We start from the raw sequence: 17,904 nt of genomic DNA on the forward strand, positions 1-17,904 counted from the left end.
AGTGCGTAATTCATAGGTGCGATCGATGGCGAAAGGGTTTACTTCGACTTTAACTTCCCAACAAAAAACAATAGGTGTATCGAATCCGACAGACTTATTGAACGTTAGTTTTTTAAACCATTTTGAGACCTTGACCGATCCAAGAATAGAAAGAAGTAAAGAGCATTTATTAATAGATATTGTAGCGATTGCGATTCTAGCTATCATCAGCGGTGCGGATGGATGGGGAGCAATAGAACTCTATGGAAAAGCTAAATATGAATGGCTAAAAGGTTTTCTAGAACTGCCGAATGGAATTCCTTCTCATGATACATTTAGTCGAGTATTTGCTCGAATTGAACCGAAGCAGTTTCAAGAGTGTTTTTTGAGTTGGGTAAATTCAATTACCCAAAAATTGGAGCTAGAAGTCATAGCCATCGATGGCAAAACAATGAAACAATCTTATGACCGGAATCAGAGCCAAAAACCGTTACATATAGTCAGCGCATGGTCGGCGTCCCATCAATTAGTTTTAGGGCAAAAAAAAGTCAATAAAAAATCCAACGAAGTGACAGCGATTCCGGCTTTGTTAGAGCTGCTAGAAATTGAAAAAAGCGTAATAACCATCGATGCTATGGGATGTCAGAAAGAAATATCAGCGCTCATAATTAAGAAGAAAGGAGATTATCTTTTAGGGCTAAAAGAAAATCAAAAACTTCTTCATAAAGACGTAAAAAACTGGTTTGAATTAGCTCGCAAAGAAGAGTTTTCTGGCAGAGAGCATAGCTATTATCAACAAATAGAAGCGGGGCATCATCGAGTTGAAAAAAGACAAATTTGGACGGTGGCAGTCTGGGAGTTGCTACCTCTTCATAATCAATCATTATGGGCTGGATTAAAAACGGTTGTGATGGTCGTAAGTGAAAGACGTTTGTGGAATAAAACTACCACAGAAGTTCGGTTTTATTTAAGTAGTTTAGCCAGTAATGCCGAGAAGATTTCTCAAGCAATTCGCAGTCATTGGGGTATTGAAAATAGCTTACATTGGACATTGGATGTTACTTTTTCGCTCAGACAAGAGTCGCATTCGTAAAGATCATTCTCCTGAAAATTTTGCTCTTATACGGCGTTTAGCTGTCAATTTACTGAAACAGGAAAAAGGATTTAAAGGAAGTTTAAAAATGAAGCGGTATCGGGCGGGAATGGATAATAATTATTTAGTTAAAATTTTAGACTCTGCCAGCTAACGCTCGAAAACTAAAACTGATTCCCCATCTAAATTGATTCAGTTTTGAGAATTTAGAAGTTCTTAAAGCTCGATTTTAACTGCGTTAATTGCATCAGATTTAAGAGTTTTAAGAATGGTTTTCTCAGAGACTAGCTCATGCACAAATATGATTTTTTTCAACTTAATTTAGATGCGTTTACCCTGGGTGCGGCAATTGCTCAAATTGCTCCCGCTAATGCTGCGATTGTCGTCAAAGCTCGCGTCGCCGCTCCCGATATTGGTAAAATTGCGATCGGTCAAACATCTATCCTGGAGATTTCTGCCTATCCCTATCCCGACTACGGCGTACTAGAAGCGAAAGTTAGCGCGATCGCACCCGATGCCATTGCTGGTGAAAATAACAGTGCGCCTTACTATGAAGTGACTGTTATGGCCCAAAAAACTTATTTAGTCAAGCGCGATCGGGCAATTAGCTTATCGTCGGCTAACGAACAGTGCTGTCAGTATCATATTCAAGCAGGAAGGGAAGTTACAGCCGACATTATTTCTCGACAAGAAACCGTACTTACATTTATTCTCAGAAAAGCCAGGATGTTCGCCGATGTTTGACGAACTTTACATCACCCATTAGTATATTTGATTATCTAATTCGCCGCGACGTTCTTATGGCAAGTTATTTATGCCTTGACACTTTTTTTTGAGTTATTTTTTTATCTTTACAATAAAACATACAGACCTTAACACACAAAATAAAATTATGCAAGTCACTCGATTATGTGACTTGTAACTAATCGCTAGTGACTGTTATTAGTTAGTAATTACTTAAGAAAAGCAACTTAAATCAGGGACTCTCAAAAAATCTCAGAGTGCATTTCTACAGTTGTAGACCTCAACAACAGTGAAATGAGCGAGATACCCGCACCGCAAGGGTATCTACTTTCGCCATGTTCACCGTATATGCCAATGGAGATATTTCCCATGAATTCACAGAAACACAGGCGTCAGCGCGCAGTTATTTTGACATCTCAAGATTTTGATCGACTCCAAGCACCAAAAGCTGAGGCCGAAAGTTACGAAATTTTCTACCAAGATTGTATTATCAAAGTCGAGAGCGATCGGACAGACAAGCAGCCAGATAATTTCATTAAGGGATTAGTCAAGCAAATTTTGGATCGCGTAGGGGCGATAGTTGTGGAGATTGCAGGCGAAGTGCAATTCATGACTCAACGGGCAGAAGAACTTTTAAGCCACTATTTTTTATACCACATTCCCTACTCATTGCCAGAATCCTTACAACATTGGTTCCAGGAGCAGATTGCGCGAATCGCATTCAACCACAATGTTCCCTCTCGCTGTTTGCCCTTGCACATTCAACAAGCAGGAAAACAGTTGATAGTCCGGCTGATTCCCGATCCCATCAAAGAGCAATATGTCTTGCTATTGGAGGAAGAAGAACTGCAATCTTTCTCTATTTCTGCTCTGGAATTGCTAGGACTCACCAAACGCGAGGCGGAGGTTTTATTCTGGATTGCCAAAGATAAAAGTAATGCAGGAATAGCTAAAGCGATCGGTTGCAGTGAAGGAACAGTGCGAAAACATCTGGAACATCTTTACGGGAAACTAAGCGTACAAACCCGGACGGCTGCTGTGATGGTTGCTCTGGAAAAGTTGGGGTTATTCAAAGCAGACTTTGTTGCAATATCTTCATAATTCTATACGCGGATCGTCGTATTGTTCCCCAAGTTTATTTGGAAGACTATTAGATCAAACGCTGTTATCCAGCGTTCGATCGCAGCTCAAAAAAAGAGCAAAAAATACGCAAACTCACGAGCGATTTTAGTTTGAGTCAAACCTACTTTATGTTTTAAGGAGATGACATGGATTCCATTAAATTGCAAGCAGCAATCGAGCTAGCCGGTGCCTCCTGGCAAGCTGGCGAAACGAGCATGACTCAGCTTTCAGATGCCGAAAAGCAACTGCGGCTCGGTTATACGCCTGGGCCTAACGAACCGTCCTTTGAAGAACAAGAGCAAATCGCCAAGATCAATCAGGAAGTCTTTAAGTCGGCACAGATTAAAGGCGAGACAGCAGGCTATCCCGCCAGCTTCGATATGCGGACAGGTGGATTTGTGACAGCAGTCAAAGATCAAGGTTCTTGCGGTTCTTGTGTTGCGTTTGGCACTGTGGCAACGATCGAAACCACCATTCGCCGCATTCGCAACAATCCGGCGCTGGCGATCGATTTATCCGAAGCTCACTTGTTCTACTGCTATGCCCGCGCCCTAGGACGTAACTGCGGGAACGGTTGGTGGGTGCCACCCTCAATGGATTCAGCGAAAACAGGACTCGCCATCGAAGCTTCTTACCCTTACACCGCAGCCGATCAAAATTGCAGCAACCTTGCCAGTAACTGGCAAAGTAGCGCCGTTAAAATTAGCGGGTGGCATGAGATTAAATCGATCGCAGATATGAAGGAATGGCTTTCCTCTCGCGGCGCGTTGGTAGCTTGCTTCACTGTCTACACAGATTTCTTCGCTTACAAAAGTGGCATTTATCGCCAGGTTAGCGGCAAGGTTGAGGGTGGTCACTGTGTCTCGATCGTGGGTTACAACGACACCGAAGGCTATTGGATTGCCAAAAATAGCTGGGGACAGAACTTTGGTGAGAATGGCTTTTTCCGCATCGCTTACGGGCAGTGCGGGATTGACTCCAGTATGTTCGCGGTGGATGGCATCGTTGAAACCGGCTGGTTGTCAAATGTGAAAATTCTCGGACTCTGGACAAATAATGCCGATCGCAATGCTTATGTCTATGTCAGCGAAGGCATCGGCTGGAGAAAACTCTCTGATGCTAGCGATGAAACAAACCTCGATATGTTGATTCAGCTTGCTGCGTCTAAAGCGGCCGATCGTCCAGTCAGCCTCTATCAAGAAAACGCGATCATCAAAGAAATTTACGCCTGGTAAAAAACAGCGGACTTGAGACGATCGTCCAAAATCCCAAGTCCAACAATTAACGATTCGCTTCTAGAGATTAAGGAACGACCATGACTTATTCCAGCAATCCAGCCGGTTCACCTGATGAAGTTTGTCTGCCTTGTCAGGCGATCGCACAACCCTTCAACCCCAATACTAAGGAGATAAAAATGGAAGCCTACCCCACCCAAGAACCTCCCGTTCAAGCTGCGAAGCAAACCGCAAGTCAAGAAGAGCGTCCCACCTTCGATCCCCCCGCTCAAAATGCTATTAGTCAAGGCAACACAGCTTGGCAAACTGATAAAAAGGTACTGGGACTGTGGACAAACAGCTCAACTCGTAACGCTTATATGTATGTGGATCAGATTGGTTGGCGGAAATTTGCCGATAATTCTGACTCTGCGATCGTTGCCTTCAACGTCATCGCAGCCCATGCTAAAGTTTTAGCTAAACCCGTCCAATACTATGAAGAAGCCGACAACAAAGTATCCACCCTTTACGTTTGGTAAAGCTTGATTGTCGCCGACTCTCCAAGTTTATGCCGGGCTGCACTCAAAGATTTTGCATTGAGTATGTTGGCGGTTGATGGTTGAATTTTAAGGTTTACCATCCAACCGTCAACCGCCCACCAGCAAATTGCGATTCTAGCGCGACTAAACTTGGCATGGCTGTTTCTTTTGTACATAAATTATGTTTTTATACCTAATCATTTCGACCTATTTAGTATCTTTTACTCCCTTTTCCCCTAACATTGCTTCACGGACTCGCACAACATTTCCTCCACGGCCGACCGCACACCCGAAACAGCAATATATACAGCCACCTTCATCACCTCCTACCTCACAATCTATGTCTGAATTAACTTTATCTCAAGCCGATAGTGGCACAGTTTTAAACCTCAAGCGCGGACAGACGCTCACACTTCGTTTAGACGAAAATTCAACAACAGGCTACCGCTGGTCTCTGTCCGCCTTAGATACAGAAGTTTTACAATTAAAAAGTGACGACATGAATCTGGGTAGTAATCTTGGGATGGGTGGTGGCGGGCAGCGCGTGTTCACCTTTCAAGCAAACAATCCCGGTCGAGTAAAATTACAACTAAAAAACTTGCGTGAGTGGGTTGGTGAGGAATCAACCATTGAGGAATTTCAAGCCACTGTTCAAGTCTCCGAATAGCAACACTTCTGACAGTTTCATTGCTTACGCATCTGGGGCTAAGCCGCAGCTAGTCGGGAGGTGAGTAGCATTTAGTCGGCTGGACCCGTTTGACTGAGTTTGCCCCCATGAAGCGCACCAAATCTCAAATATCCAGTTTTGCTAACTCCAAATAGCGAATGCCTTCCGGTGTCACCTCAAAGCGACAGGGCACGATCTCTACACCTGCATCGATCGCCTGTCTGAACAACTCTCCGTAAATGCGATCGGCACTATCCCCGGAGCAAAATCAGTACAATCTGCGCGATTAATAAAATCTTGTACCGCTTGATGAGAATTCCGGGTAAAAGAGGAGGATATTTGTCAATCAAGTCAGTCATGGGGCATTGCTAAATAGACATAATTTTTGTAGGGCGGGTTCACCAACAATACCTGCAAATAATTGACAATATAAAAAACTCGCCCCCACCCAACCGTAAATCACTTGTCGAGCAAAATTTAGGGGTTTAAAACCAGCTTTCAGAGCGGAATCTTTTTAGGCTGGGGTGTAAACAGCCCTCCTAAAAAAATCACAGTCAACTGTAAAGTTGAAATTTTTATCTAATAATTTAAAAACTAATTTTGCTTCGCAAACATATCAAGCATTTTTACAGAAAACTAAGCCTACAAAGCCGAACGACTGCTGTGATGATTGCTCGGTAAAAGTTGGAATTGTTCAAAGCATAATTTGTTGCAATATCTTCATAATCCTATACGCGGATCGTCGTATTGCTCTCAAACTCTATTTTGAGGAATATGAGATTAAACGCTATATGGAGTCTGTAAACTGTGCTAAACAAAAATCCACTACGGAGGTAAAAATGGAAACCAATAATGTAGATGCAACGGTCGATTTTGTCGATTTCGGTGTTCAGAAACAGGATTCGGCAGCTCGCGAAGGTCAATCTGATGCTAAACCAGGCATCGAAAATGAAACCTTGCTTCACACTCTACGCGGATCATCAATGTTCTCTGTGGAAAACAAAGAAGTTTTACCTCAAAAAAGCCAAGAAGATGCAACAGTCGATTTTGTGGATGTCAGTGCAATAAAACAAGATTCGGTAGCTCGCGAAGGTCAATCTGATGCTAAACCGGGCATCGAAAATCAAACATTCCTTCACACACTACGTGCATCATCAATGTTCTCTGTTGAAAACAAAGAAGTTTTACCTGAATGTACCCGTTCCAACACAGGGACATAGAACCGTATTCATTGGCAATTACTCATTGTACGAGGTGGAATATGCTCACAATTTGCAACAAATATACATCTGGTGTTTGGGTAGCTATTATGTACTATCGCCCCAACTGTCCAGATGGTGGAAATTGGGCAAAAAAAGGTTGGTGGCGGCTCAATCCTGGCGAATGCAAAGTGGTATATGGGGGTAGTTTGCGTAGTCTGAATCGCTACTACTGCTACTATGCTGAGGCTGATAACGGAGCAAATTGGTCAGGGCCTTACGTGAGGCCTGTCCCTCCACAAGCCTTTGACTGGTGTGAGTGGACAAGCAGCACTCAAGCAACTAATGTAGGCTTCCGGTTGCTTGATATTAACAGTTACGACAATTTCACGCTGAATTTGACAGCATAAATCTGAGTGGAGTTGTCAAGTTAAATTTTTATTCTAAATTTAACTTGACAACTTAATCTACATAGGAGCGGAATTAATCGACTGTTAACTCGAATTTACTCAATATTATTGCACGGGCTCCCATTTATGGGATTTTTTTTACTTGCTATAACAGAAAAGGAGCAACATCTCTTGATAAAAGTTGCGGTTATTCAAATGGAGTTTTGTTGCAATATCTTCATAATCCTATACGCGTATCGTCGTATTGCTCTTCAAGTTTATTTTGAGGACTATTAGATCAAAAGCTGTTATGCAGTTTTGAAACTCAGCTTAAATAACTCTCATGACCAAGGTTGTCTTCTCTAGCTATTGAACAACTTTAAGGTGGAGTTTGTTTGCTGAAAACTACTCAAGAAAGAGGTTAAGTATGTTACGGATTACTGCCGATATATTTTCTGGAAGACCCGCTCCCGAGTGGATTATTACAGACGAGGAAGAAGCTCGAACTACACTCAAAGAGATTGCTAACAATCGTAGCATTGTAGCCGAAGCAGCTTCTGCTGATGCTGGATTAGGGTTTCGCGGTTTCACCATTGAACCCCTATCTGACGAGCTTGCCCAAGACTTTGAACTACCCGCTAGTATGTATATGGCTGCAGGTGCGAGTGCCGCTAGCGATAAAGCAAACGAGATTGCTGAGCGTTTGATCGGCTTAATGAGCAGTGCAGAATCATCTCCAGAAGCATCGGCTTTCGGAGAAGAACTACCTTTAGATGAAATGTTGCAGAATTTTCTGCGACAACAACTGGAAACCAGCAGCAGACTTTCAGTATCTGATGTTGAAGACTTACCAAACATGGCGGTAGACACCTCAAGTGAAGTGGCTGCTACCTGCTTTTATGATACTTCGCCCTATAACCCCGGCTTCTGGAACAACAACCCCGTAATCCGGCAGAACAACAACTGCTATAACTATGCGAGCAACAAGCGGACAGATACTTTTGCCCAACCAGGAAAAGGATGCGGACATCAGTACACCGCAATTAATTGCGTAGAAGTTACCAAAGCTTCCCTGTGTGATGGATTGCACAAACGCTACGATTGTTTCCCCGCCTCACAAGCCCCTCGCTATTTAGTAGCACTGGTTATTGCCCCTGGTCCGGGCTTTGTTGATTTCCACTGGTATCGCAAAATGCGAGAAGGATTTTGGGGTCACAAACCGGGTTCGACAGCGGCTCGGAATACAGATAACAGTGGCGTAGTCATCACTAACCCAGCTACCTGTAACCGTGGGCCTTACACCATATTTTGTGGCTATTTTTACACTTGTAAGAGCCAAAAGATTAAATAGAATCTATAGCAATCCTTGCAGGAGTGATAAATTTTTTACCCCACCCCAACCCTCCCTTTACCAAGAGGAGGGAGTAAGAAATTTACAAATGATTTAGGATTGCTATATAGCACTGCGGAATGTGGGTTCCCCACACTGGAGAAGAAGACCATGCAACGGGCTTATTCATTCACAACATATCTAGAAAGGATAATTGGCTTGGGTTTTTTAATGTTTTTGGTGACTTTGCTTGGGTGTTCGGTCACAGCTTTAGGAGACAAAAAGATGCAAGTAGAAGTGGATATGTTTAGTGGCAGACCAAACCCACATTGGGAATTGACAGTGCAAGAATCTCAGCAGTTTACACAACGACTTCAATCATTGTCTACACATCAAGGAGAAGGAGCTGTTAATGAAGGATTGGGGTATCGTGGTTTGATTGTCCGAGAAAGTGGTGAAGAGGTAGAGGGCTATCGGGAAATTGTGATTTCTAATGGATTTATCGTGGCTAGAAGCAATGGTAAATCCCAAGAATTTACCGATAAAAACCGTACTTTAGAAAAATGGCTAATCCAGACAGGAGAAGGACGGTTAGATGACGAACTTTACCATCAAATTAGCAAATTAGCCGAGTAAACAGCACAGGACTTACGCACAAAGTGTATCTGTAGGGCGCAGCACACCGCACCTTACCCGACGACAAACAATGTAAAAATTGCTCTTTTGCGTAAGTCATAAATAAGTCGAGTCAGTAGCAAAAGAAGTAGAAATTCAGGTCAGAAAAACTGTCATGGATTTCTAATAACACTCAATAAGAGGTATTTATGTCTGAACAACCTAGTTTTCCCATCCCAGAAACTGCCCAAGCTGATGAAACAACAGGGCGTTACATTATTACTTTCCGCGATGATGCGGTGATAGAAGGGTTAGATCTTCTGAACGACCAAACTGGCATCAGAGGACTGGCAAATGCTGCCGATTTCCCGGACTCTGCTCTAGACTTGAGCCAAATTGAAGCAGCAGGGGGAGCGGTGTTTCCCACTCTCGGCGTGGCCGTCGTTTCGTTAGACGAAGGGGGTTTCAGCAGCATCATGACCTCTGCGGGAGAGGATTCGGCTATTCTGGCGATCGAACCGGAGCGCACTTTCTACGCCATTGGTGATGGGTTGTCGGCAGACTATTTGCGGGGTTATCGCGATGCGGTGAATAACCTGTACGACAAAGCCACTACTACAGAAGCAGCAGAAATCGAGAAACAAGAATGTTTTTCCGATGATAGCGACTCTACTTGGGGTTTGAAGGCAACGAAGGCGATCGACTCTCTGTTGACTGGTAGTGGAATGAAAGTTGCTGTGCTGGATACGGGGCTGGATCTCCAACATCCCGACTTCGCAGGTCGATCGATTGTATCGCAGTCCTTCGTACCAGGGGAGGACGTACAAGATGGCAACAGTCATGGCACGCACTGCATCGGGACAGCCTGCGGGTTCAAGGATCTTAACGGCCGCAGGTACGGGATCGCTTACGAATCGACCATTTATGTCGGTAAAGTGTTGAGTAATGCCGGTAGTGGCGCTAGTGGCTGGATTCTGGCTGGGATGGAATGGGCGATCGCCAATGGGTGTCAAGTGATCTCGATGTCATTAGGAAACACCAATCCAAAGCCCTCTACGGCCTACGAAACTGTCGGTCGTCGGGCACTGCAAAATGGGTGTCTGATCGTGGCGGCCGCCGGCAACCACGGACCAACCAAAACCGTTGGACAACCAGCGAATAGTCCCTCGATTATGGCTGTTGCAGCCGTTGATAACTGCGTCCAAGTGCCTGACTTCTCGGCTACCTCTGACCTCATTCAAGGAACTAAAGTCGATATCGCCGCTCCAGGAGTGAAAGTATACTCATCAGTGCCTATGAATAAAGGGCGTTATGCTGCTTACAATGGCACTAGCATGGCTACACCGCACGTGGCTGGGCTCGCGGCCTTGTATGCCGAATCGACTGGTAAACGAGGTGCTGAACTTTGGCAATTGCTGACTGCCTATGCTATGGCGCTACCGTTGCCAAATACTCGTGTTGGAAGCGGTTTAGTACAAGCTCCGTAATGCAGAATACCCAAGTCCCTGCAGCACTTTAAGCCTGCGGGGATCTAACAGAAGACAATTTACAATAGCGCAATGGATGTACTCCAAAGGATGCTAAATATGTCTGACGAACAAGTACAGCGCATCATAGTGGCTGTTGACGACCAAAACATATCGGTAATTCAATCGGTTGTCACTGCCTTAGAATCGGCGGGAATGAAAGTGGATGAGGTGCTGCCTGTGATTGGTATCGTTACTGGAGAAGTTGCTGAGTCGAAGCTAGAAGAACTAAAGAGCGTACCGGGCGTGGCTAGTGTTGAGATCGATCGAGAAATGCAGGCAATTTAAACTAATCATTTAGGGTTAGTAGATCTAGTTTTGCTAACCCCAAATAGCGAATCCCTTCCGGTGTCACATCAAAGCGACAGGGCAAAATCTCTACACCTTCACCGATCGCCTGTCTGAACAATTCTCCGTAAATGCGATCGGCACTATCCCCCGGAGCAAAATCAGTACAATCCCCGCGATTAATAAAATACAGCATTACAGCCCTCGAACCCTGCCGCACCACTTCTATCAATTCTCTCAAATGTTTCTGTCCCCTCTCTGTCACTGTATCGGGAAATAGAGCCAACTCCTCTTTTACCCAAGTTGTATTTTTCACTTCCAGAAAAATCGGTTTTTCCTCACCAGTTAGCCAAAAATCCACTCTACTTTTTTTATCAGTGCCGTAAACAACCTCCGGTTGAATTAAACTGTAATTGCCCAACTCTGGAAACAATTTCAATTCCAAAGCTAATTTAACTACTCGATTTGGCAGCCCAGTATTAACTCCCACCCAAGTTGGCACAGTGTCGCAAACTTTAATTAATTCCCAAGTATAAGCTAACTTGCGTTTAGGATTGTCGCTGGGAGATACTAGCACTGGATTGCCCGGAATGTAAACACCAGTCATCGGGCCAGTATTCGGACAGTGCGCGGTGATTATTTCTCCCGAATCTAGTTCTATTTCGGCAAAAAATCGCTTGTAACGTTTGATGAGAATTCCGGGTAAAAGAGGAGGATATTGGTAAATTAAGCCAGTCATTCGATTTTAGATTTTAGATTCTCGATTGTAGATTTTACCTATAACGGAATACCTGGATCCGCACTTTTGAAAGAAGTCTGGGAGCTAACACAATCGATTGTAAGTTATGAACTATCTGCTTTTATCAACTCATTTATTTAATCATTTTTAAATGGTAGATTTTAGATTGTAGATTTTAGATTGACGCATCATAGCACGAAACGGCGGTTTGTAGTTAGGACGAATAGTCCCAATCGATTATTGAATTTCCGCAAGTCAGTAATAGCGATAAAATTGGTACAAGCGCAATTCCCCCTAGAAGTTTTATGAGTTCGTGATATGATTCTCCCGGTTCGCGATTAAAATAAGTGAATCCTTTTAGCATTAGCGTTTGTAACCATTTGTGTCCCAATTACAGAAGCCCTCTCGTTCCCTCGCAGGGATTGCCGGCATTGTCGCAGTCGCCACTCTAATTAGCAAAGTCTTTGGATTAGTGCGCCAAATTGCGATCGCCGCAGCCTTTGGAGTCGGTGTCGCCGTCGATGCCTACAACTACGCCTACGTCATCCCTGGTTTCTTATTTATTTTGCTCGGAGGGATTAACGGGCCATTTCACAGCGCCATCGTCAGTGTTTTAGCCCGCCGGGATAAAAAAGAAGCAGCACCCTTAGTCGAGACTATCACCACCTTAGTCGGGGGCTTGTTGCTGTTAGTGACGATCGCTTTAATTATTTTTGCCGATCCGCTGATCGATTTGGTGGCACCGGGATTAAATAGAACAGCAGAAGGTTTACAAATTAAAGCAATTGCCGTCCAGCAATTTCGGATTATGGCGCCGATGGCCTTACTTTCAGGCTTGATCGGCATTGGTTTCGGCACTCTCAATGCTGCCGATATGTACTGGTTGCCTTCGATTAGTCCTTTATTTTCCAGCGTTGCACTTGTCGGCGGTTTGGGGCTTCTCGCAATGCAACTCGGAGACAAAATTATTCAGCCAGAATCCGCACTAATTGGTGGCTTAGTGTTAGCTTGGGGAACGTTAGCGGGTGCAGTTTTGCAGTGGTTGGTGCAACTGGTGGCGCAGTGGCGCGCGGGGTTGGGAACATTGCGTTTGCGGTTTAATTTTAAACGGCCGGGAGTGCAAGAAGTCATCAAGGTTATGGTTCCTGCTACCTTATCATCAGGAATGCTGCAAATTAATGTCTATACAGACCTCTTTTTCGCATCCTACATCCCTCAAGCCGCCTCTGCGTTGGGTTACAGTGGCTTGTTAGTTATGACGCCTTTAGGCATCATTTCTAATGTAATTTTAGTGCCATTTCTACCGATATTTTCTCGCCTCACCGATCCGAGAGATTGGCCGGAATTAAAAGATCGAATTCGTCAATCTTTAGTTTTGACCGCCCTTACGATGCTGCCCCTGAGCGCTTTAATGGTAACGCTGGCTGGGCCTATCGTCCGCATTGTTTACGAACGCTATGCTTTTGATAGAGAGGCCTCGCTGTTTGTTACGCCGATATTGATGGCTTACAGTATTGGAATGTTTGTGTATTTGGGACGCGACGTTGTGGTACGGGTATTTTACGCTTTGGGAGACGGGGAAACCCCTTTTCGCATCAGTATTATCAATATCTTTTTAAACGCTCTTTTGGATTATTTGTTGGTTGGAGCCTTTGGGGCGCCCGGATTAGTTTTGGCGACGGTGGGAGTGAATCTTCTTTCGATGATTATGCTTTTGTACTGTTTAGATAAAAAGCTGGGTGGCCTGCCTTGGGGGCAGTGGAGTTTGCCTTTTCTGGGGTTAACTTCTGGGAGTTGTTTAACTGCTTTCGTTACCTTGGCTACTCTGCAAGCGTGTCAAAGAGTTTTGGGTACTGAAGGTTTGGTCGTTCAATTAGTGCAGTTGAGTGTGGCAAGTTTTGTAGGGTTAGGGGTTTTTGCCCTGTTTGTCAGTCAGATGAAGTTGCCGGAAGTTGATATGTTTGTAGATCGCATTCGGGGGCGTTTTCGCAAATAAAATTGTCGGGGCGGGTTAAAGGCGAATACTAGACACAACGCCCACAATCTGCGTACAAAACCCGCCCTTTACTTTACATTTTTCGCTGAAATTCCTCAAGAACATCCATCAATTGAACTTGACACTGCATCGGAATTAAATCTGCCAGTGGCACTTCCCGCTTGCCGCCGCCCAACTTGACTGGAATTCCTTGCAAAACTTGTCCAACTTTGTCAGCATCTAAATTGCCATCTTCCAGCATGGAATAAAGTTGTTCGGCAACAACAGTATGCAGGTGAGCATCTCTCAGATACAAATGCCATTTGGCAATGTCAATGTAGACATTTTCGCCGATTTCGGCTGCTAAGGATTCGATCGCCTGTGTAGTATTAGCCATATCAAAAAAGCCGAAAGTTATTTGTTATCAATCAAAAGACTTAACAAATCGCCGCCAACTGCCTTCAGCCAGAATCTTTGGTGAGGGGCGAATAATCGGCGATCGCAAAATGGTAAATCGCGTGGGCCAAAACTACTAGAGCCCATCCACCCGTTACCGAAATTGCCCAAGGCCAATCAGCCTTTTGCAAATTGTGAACAAACCACAAACCTGAATTGGTAGCAGAAAAAAGACCGACGTGGATAGCAAAATTCATCCGGTCATCTAAGCGGCGGTACTCTGGATCATTGCGATCGGGTTTGCGGGGCCAACGAGGAGGCATAGTTTTTCACTTGATATTAGTAGTTCTGTGCCTATTTTAATCATAAGTGCAGCTTTTTGAATGCTGCATCCCTCTTTCGGTAGGAAACTTATGCCTCTACATTTTCATAGTCTCCAGACTTGCCGCCACTTTTACTCACCAAGCGAATTGACTCAATGGCGATCGACTTTTCCAATCCTTTCGCCATATCGTACAAAGTCAGCGCCGCCACCGAAACCGCCGTCAGCGCCTCCATTTCCACCCCTGTTTCCGCCTTAATTTTCACCGTCGCCCGAATTTGATACCCCGGCAACCCAGCATCCGGCATCACCTGCACCTCCACGCTACTCAGCGGCAGAGGGTGACACAGAGGAATCAAATGTGCAGTCTGTTTGGCCGCCATAATTCCAGCCAGCCTTGCAGTGCCCAACACATCACCTTTCGGCGCATTCCCCGCTTCAATCGCCGCAAAAGTCTCCGGCAACATCCGCACCCGGCCAGCAGCCACAGCTTGTCGCACAGTCGGCACCTTCGCTGAAACGTCCACCATTTGGGCTTCCCCGCTGTTGTCGAGGTGAGTTAGCTGTGCCACATCGGGCAATTCAGAAAAAGTTTGCGAAAGGTCTTGCATTATTTTGGTAATGGTGTTACTGTTAGATTCTGTGAGAAAAGAACTTAATCAATTTTAGATTAAATCTAAACTCAACAGGGGCTTGTAGCTTAGTTGGATAGAGTGCATGGCTACGAACCATGAGGTCGGGGGTTCGAATCCCTCCAAGCCCACTACTAAAAGTTATGAATTTTGAGTTTTTAGTTTTGAATTAATAAATTAATTCAATTCACGACTTAAAACTCATAACTTTTTTAATTTTGTGCGTTTACTAGACCTCTTGCAAAAATATCTAGGACCCTGCTCAAAGCCCATCCCACAAAAATCATTTTTTCGGGTGGGGTGGGCTTCTAGCCCGCCCCAAAAATTGATTAAAAGGACTTTGGCAATTCAAGTCTACTGATTCAAAGCATAAATATCTTTGCCTCGACCGATCGCAAATTTCATCGAATTAGATAAGCCCTTGCTAGACTGAGTAATAAAAATCAGCAAAGCAAAGCCAGCGAGACCAGCCGCAAAACCAAACATATTTCTGTAGCCAACTTGTTCAGCAACAAAGCCTAAAGTCGGCCCCGCAACCGCAATTCCCAAATCAAATCCGCCAATACAAAGCGAAAACAAGCGGCCCCTTTCATAAGGTTCGCACCTGTCCGACATCAGCGTTACCATCATCGGCAAAACCGTACCACCCGCGCAACCTTCAATCAAAGCTGCTATTAAAAAAGCACTGCTGTTGTTAGCAAAATACAACAATAACATAGATACGGCATAACAGATTAAGCCACCAGAAATAAACAAGCCGCGACCGTATTTGTCCGAAGCCCGTCCCGTGAGCAACCGTATACCAAAACTGGCGATAGCCGCCGTCGAATAAAATAATCCTGGATTCAAATTAGTCTTAGTTTCTTGGATAAACAAAGGCATAAAAGTGCTCAAAGTTCCAAATACTAAACCAACCACCAATAACACTAAAGCCGGAATCCGCACTCTAGGATTCCAGAGCATTTGCCAGTATTTTTGGCTGTTTTTATCCTCAGATAGCGAGTCCGATTTTGTTAAATCTGCAAAATTAGGTTCCGCAACTTTGCAGGTAAAAAATACAGCCATTGCAGCGAAAGCCGCCGACATCGCAAACAAAGGAGTATAACCAACCCAAGCTTGTACAAATCCACCAATAGCAGGCCCAACTGCTAAACCAATAGGATTAACCAAGCTCATGTAACCGATTAATTCGCCCCGCTTTCCTGGCGGCGATAAATCTGTTACCAAAGCGCTGTAAGCTGTAGTAAAAGCGGCGATACTAATGCCGTGAAAAATGCGAATAAGTAACAGTAAGGGGATAGATTGAGCTAACAGGTAGCCAAAAGGGGCGATCGCAGCGACTGTCGCGCCTAGCAGCAAAACTTGTTTTCGCCCCCTGCTGTCGGCTATTTTACCCAACGGTGGCCTCGATAGCAAAAGTCCGATCGCAAATGCACCCATCACAAAGCCAATTTGCTGTTTTGTGCCGCCCACAAATTGAACGTACAGCGGCAAAGTTGGCAGCAGCGAAGCCAAACTTGACCAGAATAGCAGCCCTGCGGTGAATAAAGTCAGCAAGCTGCGTCTGGGTTGGGGATCGATGTCCCTAAAAATATTCAAGATGCTAATTCCCTTTAAATCTTCTGAGTGCGCTCAAGCTGAGGTCGAGTGTATATATATCATTGTGTTACAATTTCTTAATATTGGCAACAAAAAAACTTGATATTCTACTCACCCTCAACAGTCAGCATTCTTACCAATCAACCTCAGCCCTTTCCTCCACCACCCGTTCATAAACCCACTCGGTTTCTATCGCCAACTTAGGCCAACTAAACCGGCGTTCCAAATCCTGATAAGCATTGTCAACCAACCACTGCGCGTAACCCGGATTTTTCAGCACCTCCAAAATTCCCCAGGCCAAAGAATCCCGATTGTTTGCCTCAGTAACAACGCCCGTTTTAGTGTGCTGCACCACCTCTGGAAGTCCGCCCGCATCCGAAACCACCACAGGCACTCTTGCAGCAAAGCTTTCTAAGGCAACAATCCCAAAAGGTTCGTAAAGACTGGGAAAAACCGCGCAGTCAGCCACCGTCTGAAATTTGTCAAGATGTTCCTCAAACATGAACCCAGTAAAATAACACTTATTCCAAATTCCTAAATGCCAAGCTAAATGTTTGAGATGGTCTGTATTGCCACCACCAACAATTACAATTTTTGCTTTACCCCCCATTTCCCAAATTACTTTAGGTGCCGCCTGCAAAAATACATTAATGCCTTTTTCATAGCTAATTCTTCCTACATAATAGACAATTTTCTCATCATCAGCAGCAAACCTGCGGCGGAAATCCATCGCATCAAATTCGTGCCACCTGGGCTTTTTATCTGGTCTAATTCCGTTGTAAATTACCTCTATTTTGTTCCACGGAGTGGATAGTACCCGTTCGGCTTCCCGCCGCATATAATCGCTGCAAACAATTACCCGCCAAGCGTTGTAAGCGAGGTCGTTCTCCTTGGTGTTAATGTAGCGCTGCCCCTCATTGTGGATGCCATTGAAACGCCCGTATTCGGTGGCGTGGATGGTGGCAATTAGCGGTACTTTAAAGGTATGCTTGAGGGCGATCGCCGCATCTCCCACCAACCAATCGTGAGCGTGGATGATATCAAAGGAGCCTTCCTCCAGCATCAGTTTTCCGCCTTGGTGGCCCATGCTTTGGTTGAGATTCGCCACCCAGTGAAAAAAGTCCCTGGCGTGCCCCACCACCACCCGATGCACACGTATTCCTTCCACCACTTCGTACATCGGCGCGTGGCCGAACTCTACTGTAATTAAGTGTATTTCGTGACCCAGCTTTACCAATTCAGGATACAGTTCCGATACGTGGCGGGCGATACCGCCTACGATTCTGGGAGGAAACTCCCATGCCAATACCAAAATTTTCATCTTTTTTCCTCCAAATAATTTATATAACTTAATGTTTAGGATTAACAGATTTATTGTAAAATGACCGGCCTCAAATTTGAGTCGATCGTAAGTTGATGCCCAATGCCTGACTTTTGGCAGCAACAAAGACAGAAAATCATGCCTAAACGTGGTTTTTGCATGAAATTGCTCGATCGCCATTACCTGAAAAAAACAGGTTTCCTCAAGATTTGAGC

At 44.6% G+C, this 17,904-nt stretch carries 18 protein-coding genes, 1 tRNA gene and 2 pseudogenes; 14 read left to right on the forward strand and 7 right to left on the reverse strand.

All coding sequences use genetic code 11. The features are described 5' to 3' along the window. Positions 1 to 25: 25 nt before the first annotated feature. From QUA53_RS13440 to QUA53_RS13465, 6 genes and pseudogenes are all read left to right on the forward strand, one after another. Positions 26 to 1,226: pseudogene (locus tag QUA53_RS13440) on the forward strand (ISAs1 family transposase). Between the two features lie 137 nt (positions 1,227 to 1,363). After that, positions 1,364 to 1,816, forward strand: coding sequence for an HlyD family efflux transporter periplasmic adaptor subunit (locus QUA53_RS13445; RefSeq protein WP_333097366.1), 453 nt, complete (start codon positions 1,364 to 1,366; stop codon positions 1,814 to 1,816). 369 nt (positions 1,817 to 2,185) lie between these two features. After that, the gene (locus QUA53_RS13450) at positions 2,186 to 2,917 is read left to right on the forward strand and encodes a helix-turn-helix transcriptional regulator (RefSeq protein ID WP_333097365.1); all 732 of its coding nucleotides are present in this window, start codon (positions 2,186 to 2,188) and stop codon (positions 2,915 to 2,917) included. 167 nt (positions 2,918 to 3,084) lie between these two features. Continuing rightward, positions 3,085 to 4,173 carry a C1 family peptidase gene (locus QUA53_RS13455; RefSeq protein ID WP_333097364.1) on the forward strand — a complete coding sequence of 363 codons (1,089 nt, stop codon included), beginning with the start codon at positions 3,085 to 3,087 and terminating at the stop codon, positions 4,171 to 4,173. 80 nt (positions 4,174 to 4,253) lie between these two features. Further along, entirely contained in the window at positions 4,254 to 4,691 is a 438-nt protein-coding gene (locus QUA53_RS13460; protein ID WP_333097363.1) for a hypothetical protein, read from the forward strand. Between the two features lie 340 nt (positions 4,692 to 5,031). Further along, positions 5,032 to 5,358, forward strand: coding sequence for a protease inhibitor I42 family protein (locus QUA53_RS13465; protein ID WP_333097362.1), 327 nt, complete (start codon positions 5,032 to 5,034; stop codon positions 5,356 to 5,358). Positions 5,359 to 5,482: 124 nt separating this feature from the next. Here QUA53_RS13465 and QUA53_RS13470 read toward each other — a convergent pair. Further along, a pseudogene (locus tag QUA53_RS13470) lies at positions 5,483 to 5,652 on the reverse strand (DNA/RNA nuclease SfsA); the annotation flags it as partial. Between the two features lie 272 nt (positions 5,653 to 5,924). Between QUA53_RS13470 and QUA53_RS13475 the strand changes: the two are divergent. From QUA53_RS13475 to QUA53_RS13500, 6 genes are all read left to right on the forward strand, one after another. Next, entirely contained in the window at positions 5,925 to 6,578 is a 654-nt protein-coding gene (locus QUA53_RS13475) for a hypothetical protein (RefSeq protein ID WP_333097361.1), read from the forward strand. A 41-nt stretch (positions 6,579 to 6,619) separates the two neighbouring features. Continuing rightward, the gene (locus QUA53_RS13480; protein ID WP_333097360.1) at positions 6,620 to 6,967 is read left to right on the forward strand and encodes a DUF1036 domain-containing protein; all 348 of its coding nucleotides are present in this window, start codon (positions 6,620 to 6,622) and stop codon (positions 6,965 to 6,967) included. A gap of 406 nt (positions 6,968 to 7,373) precedes the next feature. Then, positions 7,374 to 8,297, forward strand: coding sequence for a hypothetical protein (locus QUA53_RS13485; RefSeq protein ID WP_333097359.1), 924 nt, complete (start codon positions 7,374 to 7,376; stop codon positions 8,295 to 8,297). 150 nt (positions 8,298 to 8,447) lie between these two features. Further along, positions 8,448 to 8,912 carry a hypothetical protein gene (locus tag QUA53_RS13490; RefSeq protein WP_333097358.1) on the forward strand — a complete coding sequence of 155 codons (465 nt, stop codon included), beginning with the start codon at positions 8,448 to 8,450 and terminating at the stop codon, positions 8,910 to 8,912. A 188-nt stretch (positions 8,913 to 9,100) separates the two neighbouring features. Then, positions 9,101 to 10,378, forward strand: a complete 1,278-nt coding sequence (locus QUA53_RS13495) for a S8 family serine peptidase (protein WP_333097357.1) — start codon at positions 9,101 to 9,103, stop codon at positions 10,376 to 10,378. A 99-nt stretch (positions 10,379 to 10,477) separates the two neighbouring features. Further along, a complete protein-coding gene (locus tag QUA53_RS13500) occupies positions 10,478 to 10,705 on the forward strand; it encodes a hypothetical protein (protein ID WP_333097356.1) in 228 nt (75 codons plus the stop codon). 1 nt (position 10,706) lies between these two features. Here QUA53_RS13500 and sfsA read toward each other — a convergent pair whose 3' ends face one another. Next, the gene (sfsA, locus tag QUA53_RS13505) at positions 10,707 to 11,444 is read right to left on the reverse strand and encodes a DNA/RNA nuclease SfsA (RefSeq protein WP_333097355.1); all 738 of its coding nucleotides are present in this window, start codon (positions 11,442 to 11,444) and stop codon (positions 10,707 to 10,709) included. A gap of 382 nt (positions 11,445 to 11,826) precedes the next feature. Between sfsA and murJ the strand changes: the two genes are divergently transcribed. Further along, positions 11,827 to 13,440 carry a murein biosynthesis integral membrane protein MurJ gene (gene murJ / locus QUA53_RS13510; RefSeq protein WP_333097354.1) on the forward strand — a complete coding sequence of 538 codons (1,614 nt, stop codon included), beginning with the start codon at positions 11,827 to 11,829 and terminating at the stop codon, positions 13,438 to 13,440. Positions 13,441 to 13,513: 73 nt separating this feature from the next. On the opposite strand, the gene QUA53_RS13515 is transcribed toward murJ, so the two are convergent. The 3 genes from QUA53_RS13515 to moaC all read right to left on the reverse strand — a co-directional run bounded on the left by QUA53_RS13515 (position 13,514) and on the right by moaC (position 14,748). Continuing rightward, complete coding sequence (locus QUA53_RS13515; RefSeq protein ID WP_333037589.1) at positions 13,514 to 13,816, reverse strand: DUF3181 family protein; 303 nt, start codon at positions 13,814 to 13,816, stop codon at positions 13,514 to 13,516. Positions 13,817 to 13,880: 64 nt separating this feature from the next. Then, complete coding sequence (locus QUA53_RS13520; protein ID WP_006633890.1) at positions 13,881 to 14,138, reverse strand: 2TM domain-containing protein; 258 nt, start codon at positions 14,136 to 14,138, stop codon at positions 13,881 to 13,883. 88 nt (positions 14,139 to 14,226) lie between these two features. Continuing rightward, positions 14,227 to 14,748: a cyclic pyranopterin monophosphate synthase MoaC gene (gene moaC, locus QUA53_RS13525; RefSeq protein WP_333097353.1), complete on the reverse strand. Its 522-nt coding sequence runs from the start codon at positions 14,746 to 14,748 to the stop codon at positions 14,227 to 14,229. Between the two features lie 78 nt (positions 14,749 to 14,826). Here moaC and QUA53_RS13530 point away from each other — a divergent pair. Beyond that, positions 14,827 to 14,900, forward strand: a tRNA-Arg gene (locus QUA53_RS13530). A gap of 223 nt (positions 14,901 to 15,123) precedes the next feature. Here QUA53_RS13530 and QUA53_RS13535 read toward each other — a convergent pair. Both QUA53_RS13535 and QUA53_RS13540 read right to left on the reverse strand, forming a co-directional pair. Continuing rightward, entirely contained in the window at positions 15,124 to 16,368 is a 1,245-nt protein-coding gene (locus QUA53_RS13535) for an MFS transporter (protein WP_333097352.1), read from the reverse strand. Between the two features lie 133 nt (positions 16,369 to 16,501). Next, the gene (locus QUA53_RS13540) at positions 16,502 to 17,689 is read right to left on the reverse strand and encodes a glycosyltransferase family 4 protein (protein ID WP_333097351.1); all 1,188 of its coding nucleotides are present in this window, start codon (positions 17,687 to 17,689) and stop codon (positions 16,502 to 16,504) included. Positions 17,690 to 17,904: the final 215 nt, after the last annotated feature.

It is taken from the genome of Microcoleus sp. Pol12B3 (assembly GCF_036701355.1).
In the GTDB taxonomy this organism is placed as follows: Bacteria; Cyanobacteriota; Cyanobacteriia; order Cyanobacteriales; family Microcoleaceae; genus Microcoleus.

Coding starts and splice junctions, on each gene's coding strand:
- QUA53_RS13445 (WP_333097366.1), top strand. CDS start 1,364: ATGCACAAATATGATTTTTTTCAACTTAATTTAGATGCGTTTACCCTG.
- QUA53_RS13450 (WP_333097365.1), top strand. CDS start 2,186: ATGAATTCACAGAAACACAGGCGTCAGCGCGCAGTTATTTTGACATCT.
- QUA53_RS13455 (WP_333097364.1), top strand. CDS start 3,085: ATGGATTCCATTAAATTGCAAGCAGCAATCGAGCTAGCCGGTGCCTCC.
- QUA53_RS13460 (WP_333097363.1), top strand. CDS start 4,254: ATGACTTATTCCAGCAATCCAGCCGGTTCACCTGATGAAGTTTGTCTG.
- QUA53_RS13465 (WP_333097362.1), top strand. CDS start 5,032: ATGTCTGAATTAACTTTATCTCAAGCCGATAGTGGCACAGTTTTAAAC.
- QUA53_RS13480 (WP_333097360.1), top strand. CDS start 6,620: ATGCTCACAATTTGCAACAAATATACATCTGGTGTTTGGGTAGCTATT.
- QUA53_RS13485 (WP_333097359.1), top strand. CDS start 7,374: ATGTTACGGATTACTGCCGATATATTTTCTGGAAGACCCGCTCCCGAG.
- QUA53_RS13490 (WP_333097358.1), top strand. CDS start 8,448: ATGCAACGGGCTTATTCATTCACAACATATCTAGAAAGGATAATTGGC.
- QUA53_RS13495 (WP_333097357.1), top strand. CDS start 9,101: ATGTCTGAACAACCTAGTTTTCCCATCCCAGAAACTGCCCAAGCTGAT.
- QUA53_RS13500 (WP_333097356.1), top strand. CDS start 10,478: ATGTCTGACGAACAAGTACAGCGCATCATAGTGGCTGTTGACGACCAA.
- sfsA (WP_333097355.1), bottom strand. CDS start 11,444: ATGACTGGCTTAATTTACCAATATCCTCCTCTTTTACCCGGAATTCTC.
- QUA53_RS13515 (WP_333037589.1), bottom strand. CDS start 13,816: ATGGCTAATACTACACAGGCGATCGAATCCTTAGCAGCCGAAATCGGC.
- QUA53_RS13520 (WP_006633890.1), bottom strand. CDS start 14,138: ATGCCTCCTCGTTGGCCCCGCAAACCCGATCGCAATGATCCAGAGTAC.
- moaC (WP_333097353.1), bottom strand. CDS start 14,748: ATGCAAGACCTTTCGCAAACTTTTTCTGAATTGCCCGATGTGGCACAG.
- QUA53_RS13540 (WP_333097351.1), bottom strand. CDS start 17,689: ATGAAAATTTTGGTATTGGCATGGGAGTTTCCTCCCAGAATCGTAGGC.